This is a genomic window from Bradyrhizobium sp. SHOUNA76 (assembly GCF_023006445.1).
Taxonomy (GTDB): Bacteria; Pseudomonadota; Alphaproteobacteria; order Rhizobiales; family Xanthobacteraceae; genus Bradyrhizobium.
The window spans coordinates 1-661 of sequence record NZ_JALBHA010001067.1; the positions used below are offsets into that span (position 1 = coordinate 1).

The 661-nt window shown below is 64.9% G+C and carries 1 protein-coding gene; it reads left to right on the forward strand.

What is annotated here, in order from left to right:
- Positions 1 to 451, forward strand: a 451-nt coding sequence (locus tag MOV74_RS39755) for a zinc-binding dehydrogenase (RefSeq protein WP_246933064.1), incomplete at its 5' end; no start/stop codon positions are given.
- Positions 452 to 661 lie beyond the last annotated feature (210 nt).

Genomic DNA, 661 nt, shown 5'->3' on the forward strand with positions numbered 1-661 from the left:
CGAGATCGTGGTGACGGATGTCGCCGACGCACCGCTCGCGGTTGCCAAAAAGCTCGGTGCCAGTCACGCCATCAACGTCGCGACTGACGCCGCCGCGCTCGATCCCTGGCGCGCCGGCAAGGGCGTGTTCGACACGCTGTTCGAAGCCTCCGGGAATCAGGCTGCGCTGCGCACCGCGCTCGACGTGCTGCGCCCTGGCGCGACCCTCGTTCAGCTCGGCCTCGGCGGCGAGATGACGCTGCCGATCAATTCCATCGTCGCCAAGGAATTGCAGCTCCGCGGCACCTTCCGGTTCGATCCCGAGTTCGAGCTCGCGGTGCGCCTGATGGGCGAAGGCCTGATCGACGTCAAGCCGCTGATCACGGCCACCATGCCGTTCGAGAACGCGGCCGCCGCCTTCGAGCTCGCCAGCGACCGCTCGCAATCAATGAAGGTGCAGCTTACCTTCTGAGCATGATCCGGAAAAGTGTGCAGCGGTTTTCCGATAAGATCATGCTCAAACAAAAGATCTAAAGAGCGATGAATCTCATCGCTCTTTAGCCGCGTCGGCGGCCTGCTGGCTCTCGATCAGCCGATCGCTGACCAGCCGCACGGCGCCCCGTTTCCACGAATAGTCCGCGCCCAGGCGCAGGCCGCTGTCGCCACGCGCCAGCACCGCGCC